This window comes from Arsenophonus sp. ENCA, from assembly GCF_002287155.1.
Classification (GTDB): domain Bacteria; phylum Pseudomonadota; class Gammaproteobacteria; order Enterobacterales; family Enterobacteriaceae; genus Arsenophonus; species Arsenophonus nilaparvatae.
Genome location: NZ_NHNG01000412.1, coordinates 1 through 4,318 on the forward strand (window position 1 = coordinate 1; position 4,318 = coordinate 4,318).

Below are 4,318 nucleotides of genomic sequence, written 5' to 3' on the forward strand. Positions count from 1 at the left end.
AAGAAAGCACAGGATGATGAAGCCAGTGGTGAGATTGAAACAGCACATCCGGGTTACCTGGGGTCGCAGGACACTTTTTATGTTGGTCATTTAAAAGGTGTTGGTCGTATCTACCAACAAACTTATATTGATACTTACTGCAAAGTCGTTCATTGTAAACTTTACACAACGAAAAGTTCGATAACTGCTGCGGATTTATTAAATGACAAGGTTCTGCCTTTTTATGCCCAACATGGATTACCGATATTACGTATACTGACGGACAGAGGTAGTGAATATTGTGGTAAAGTTGAGCATCACGATTATCAACTTTATCTGGCTATCAACGATATTGATCACACAAAAACTAAGGCACGCTCGCCTCAAACTAATGGAATTTGTGAACGTTTTCATAAAACCGTATTACAAGAGTTCTACCAGGTAGTTTTTCGTAAGAAAATCTACGGTAATTTAGAGGAATTACAAACTGATTTAGATAAATGGTTAGAGGAATACAATAACCAGCGTACTCATCAAGGAAAAATGTGTTGCGGTCGAACACCCATAGCAACTTTACACGATGGAAAACAAATTTGGAGAGAAAAAGATTTAAATCAAATTTAGCCTGACAGATACTGTATAAATAACCGGTAACTGTCAGATCAAGTCTGAGCTACTACACATTATATAGAGTCGCACATTGACTCCATGGCATGACTCTATAGGGTGACTCCATAAGGTGGGTTGAATGAATTGAGCGCTAAAAGCGCTCATGCCCGTTTTCCGTGTTTTCACAGAACAGCCGACCAGTGGTCGTCTGTCCCGCGAAACCGCGTCAGATGGGCAACGGCCTGTGCCATTACGTTCGGGCTGGACGCCCTCACTGCATGACACATGGGGGTAATGTCCCGGCTGGACGCCGAGCCAAAACCCCCAAGGTCAACTGCGGCACACCGTCGCGCGCTACGCGCGACCACCCCCTTTGAGACGCCGTTTTAGCCTCTTTTTCTTCGCAAGCTCGAAAAATCGGAAAACTGGCTACAAAGAGGGTGGTCGCGCCACGTCGATAAATCGACTTAGCCTCGACGGTGTGCGGGGCTTTGCCCCCCACTGCGGGACGCGCTAGGTCGCGCTAAAACGTGTGAGCACGTTTTCCCTTGCGGCTCCCCCCGGCTGCTGCAATTTTCACTCCGTGAAAATGTTTGCAGTAAGGCGCTGGATACGGAAGCTTAACAATTTCTCCGAAATTGAACCTTCCGGCAGCGCCTTACTTCTTATTTTAATGCTTAACAATTTCTCCGAAATTGAAGCTTAAAATAAGAAGCCTAAAACCCTCACGTTTAGACCCGGATTTTTTCTGAACATTTTTCTGAAATAAAATGCTTTACTTGTTTTAGCTAAAAGATTCAAAAATCATGTCCACACGAGTTTCGCACAGGCATATAAAATTCTAAAAATGGCTTAAAAGCAATGATTAATCTGCAAGTTACTAAAAAACATAAATTTTCTTAAATTACAATAAGTTGTATTTGATTTATAAGGTTTTGACTATTTATATATCATGCTGAATTAAACTTAAAAATAGAGCGTTTTTTTATTGGTGCGAAACTCGTGAAGGCGTAATTCTTCGCGGGTGCTCAACGTGTTACCGTTAAGCGTACAGATGATTTTCATCAGTTGCTTGACAAAAATGACATTGCGTTTGGTCGCGTCCAGCATAAACGGCGAAAATCCGGTCACTTCACCACTCCTGATGCTAAAATACTGGCCGCCCAAGGCACGTATTCCCGGCTCTGTCGCCCTGTCCTTATCGAAAAATACCGTCGTTAAACGTTTGACCGGACTATTAACCGGGAACAGATCGGCATTTCGCCATTTCTGCATCATCACCATCATAAACATCAATAATACTGTTTTTCCCGATCCGGCCTGACCCAAAACATCGGTATGCCCTAATGTTTTCTTTCCGAGTTCATTCACGCCCATTAACGTATTGTGCAAATTCAGATCGTACTTGCCGCCCGCTGGCGTTTTAAGCTGTACCAGTGGTTCACCCCACGGCACACCTTTACGCTTGCCAGCGAAAAAATTATGAAAGGACTCAAAATCCACGAAATTCTGACTGCTCATCAAGGCCAACCGCGGGCGCAAATGGTACACGCCCGGTAGTTGCGCGAGATAGGCGGCTCCCAGTGATAACATGGAAAGCGCAACAATTAATCCTAAATCTTCGAGTTCAGTAATGACCTGATTGGTGTGGGCTGTCAGCTCATCCAGCGTGTCAGCATAAATCATCAGTGAGTAGTGGTATTTACCAAAGGCAATCACCCCTGAACCATGCAGATCTTTGGCAACTTCTAAATCCAATAATTGCGAGGCGGCTTCATCTCCCGCACTTTTCAGTTTCCTGATTTTATCCTTGATAGAGGCCTGTGTTTCCTGTTTTCCCAGTGCTGTAAAGGAGGTTGTCATGACGTAAGTGATCGGCAGATAGGAGAGTGAGTTTAATAACCCGGTTTCGCTGTTTTCACAGAAATCCTTGATTTCAAGTGACCTAAAAAAGCGTTTTCCGCGCGGTGTATTAATTTGCCCTGTATCCTGCGACAGAAAAATATCGACACCGCCCAGCACTTCGTACAGAGGCGTAGGAGACAAACGGACTTCTTGCCAATGTCCCGAAAGCAGATATTGATAAAAACTCAACTGAGAAGAATAAACGCCTTTTTTTGTTTCATAAATCCCTAACAGTTTTGCATGAAAACGGCCAAGGGATGCGCTTATTTTACTCACAATCTCCCGCATTTCAGGTAATGTTTCCGCGATCGCTTTCTGCTTGTCGTGGATATTTCGCATTTTGTATTGCATCTTCTGTTCTTTACCAAAAGGCGCATAGCACACGGTAAAAAACAGTCGATTTTGATAAAGTTTGTCCTTTTTTATCCCTTCATAGTATTTTTTGCTAATCTCATCAGCAAAAGGATTGCCACTCGGGGTATCCAGATGATCATAAAATGTTTCACGGATGCGGTGAGTATAAAAAGTCACCGGCTTACCCTCCCATGCGCGGATCATGGTATTTAACTGACTATTGATAATCGCTAAATCATTGTCATCCTCGCATTCAAACGGCACCCCGATAACTTCCCACGTTGCCAGTTCGTCATTCTCACGAGTTTTCACAATATGTGTATCAATATGTGAAGAATAAGGAATAAGGTTTTCTAGCGGCAGGCGTTGATTGAGCTTCATACAGTCTGAAATCTCCTTGATATCGACGGCATCATACTGACTGGCTGATAATACCGTAGTGCCATAAAAGCGATTAATGACGTAAATCCCCAGCGTTCGCATTTTTAACCGCATCAAATGAAAAATGGCTTCATCCTCTTGGGTCATCAACTTCATGATGTACCATGCGGCAAAGGCAACGATAAGAAAAAACCAGCTAATATTAGCGCTCAGACTGATTAATGCGCCCTCAACAACCACAAAAGGGACGATGGGAACGCCAATCCCCGGCAACACGGGCTGTCGCGTCAATGCCTTATAGATGGTTGACATTCCGCCTCCTTATATCAGGCAAGCCATTTGCCGATTTCCGCCGCTGAGGCAATTAGCGAAGCCCCGAGAATCACGCCCCAGCAATCGCGGATAGTTTCCCCCCGAAACAGCACCCGAAAACCGATAATCAAGGCGGCAAGCGCCACCACAATTCCGACAAGAGAATGCGCTTCATTAAATACCTTTTGCAGCAGTGTTTTTGTTTTCACCAAGCCATCAGCATGGGCAGATAAAGAAAACAACAAAACCGCCATCAGACCGACGTATTTATTTTTTATTACCGATAACATAATCATCCTCTATCATTTGGTTTTAAATCAGGAACGAAGTCACCACGCAGCAAATGACGTGGGTAACGGGTAATATTTTTCTTAGGAAAAGACAGGGCCACTGCGGTTAATGTCCCGCGATTGTCGGTGATATCCTGCTTAACGCTAGGAATAATAAGCGTGTTGCTTAATAGTGAAATAAGGGTGTTTCGGTGATTGAAGTAAATTTTACGCTGTTCTGAGATGGAAATTCCAAAGACCTGCGCTAAGGAGTAAGAAGGTATCATCAATAAAGGGTCTACGATTCCGTAAAATTTGGGTCATGCAACCGAGGCGCTTGATACCCGCGATGGCGTGTTCAACTGTAATACGGATGCCCGAGATTATTTTATTTTCTTGTTTTTGTTCAGGCGATAAAGGTCTTTTTCGAGTTCCTTTTTTTGGGATTTGTGTATTAGGATGCTGTTTATCTATACCTTGAAAACCGGTATCTGCCCAGATGGTTACCT

Annotated in this window: 5 protein-coding genes; 1 reads left to right on the forward strand and 4 read right to left on the reverse strand. The window is 43.7% G+C overall.

The features are described 5' to 3' along the window. Positions 1–603, forward strand: a 603-nt coding sequence (locus tag CBG25_RS10735) for an integrase core domain-containing protein (RefSeq protein WP_290603686.1), incomplete at its 5' end; no start/stop codon positions are given. Between the two features lie 951 nt (positions 604–1,554). Here CBG25_RS10735 and CBG25_RS10740 read toward each other — a convergent pair. The 4 genes from CBG25_RS10740 to CBG25_RS10755 form a co-directional block, all read right to left on the reverse strand. Next, complete coding sequence (locus tag CBG25_RS10740; RefSeq protein ID WP_290606580.1) at positions 1,555–3,540, reverse strand: VirB3 family type IV secretion system protein; 1,986 nt, start codon at positions 3,538–3,540, stop codon at positions 1,555–1,557. Between the two features lie 14 nt (positions 3,541–3,554). Next, entirely contained in the window at positions 3,555–3,830 is a 276-nt protein-coding gene (locus CBG25_RS10745; RefSeq protein ID WP_290606582.1) for a TrbC/VirB2 family protein, read from the reverse strand. A gap of 2 nt (positions 3,831–3,832) precedes the next feature. Then, positions 3,833–4,096: a hypothetical protein gene (locus tag CBG25_RS10750; RefSeq protein ID WP_290606583.1), complete on the reverse strand. Its 264-nt coding sequence runs from the start codon at positions 4,094–4,096 to the stop codon at positions 3,833–3,835. Beyond that, positions 4,038–4,318, reverse strand: a 281-nt coding sequence (locus CBG25_RS10755) for a transposase family protein (RefSeq protein WP_290603775.1), incomplete at its 5' end; no start/stop codon positions are given. The genes CBG25_RS10755 and CBG25_RS10750, both read right to left, overlap by 59 nt.

What these genes read in the sequence shown, in the direction of transcription:
- CBG25_RS10750 (WP_290606583.1), bottom strand. Translation starts at nt 4,096, where the DNA reads ATGATACCTTCTTACTCCTTAGCGCAGGTCTTTGGAATTTCCATCTCA.
- CBG25_RS10740 (WP_290606580.1), bottom strand. Translation starts at nt 3,540, where the DNA reads ATGTCAACCATCTATAAGGCATTGACGCGACAGCCCGTGTTGCCGGGG.
- CBG25_RS10745 (WP_290606582.1), bottom strand. Translation starts at nt 3,830, where the DNA reads ATGTTATCGGTAATAAAAAATAAATACGTCGGTCTGATGGCGGTTTTG.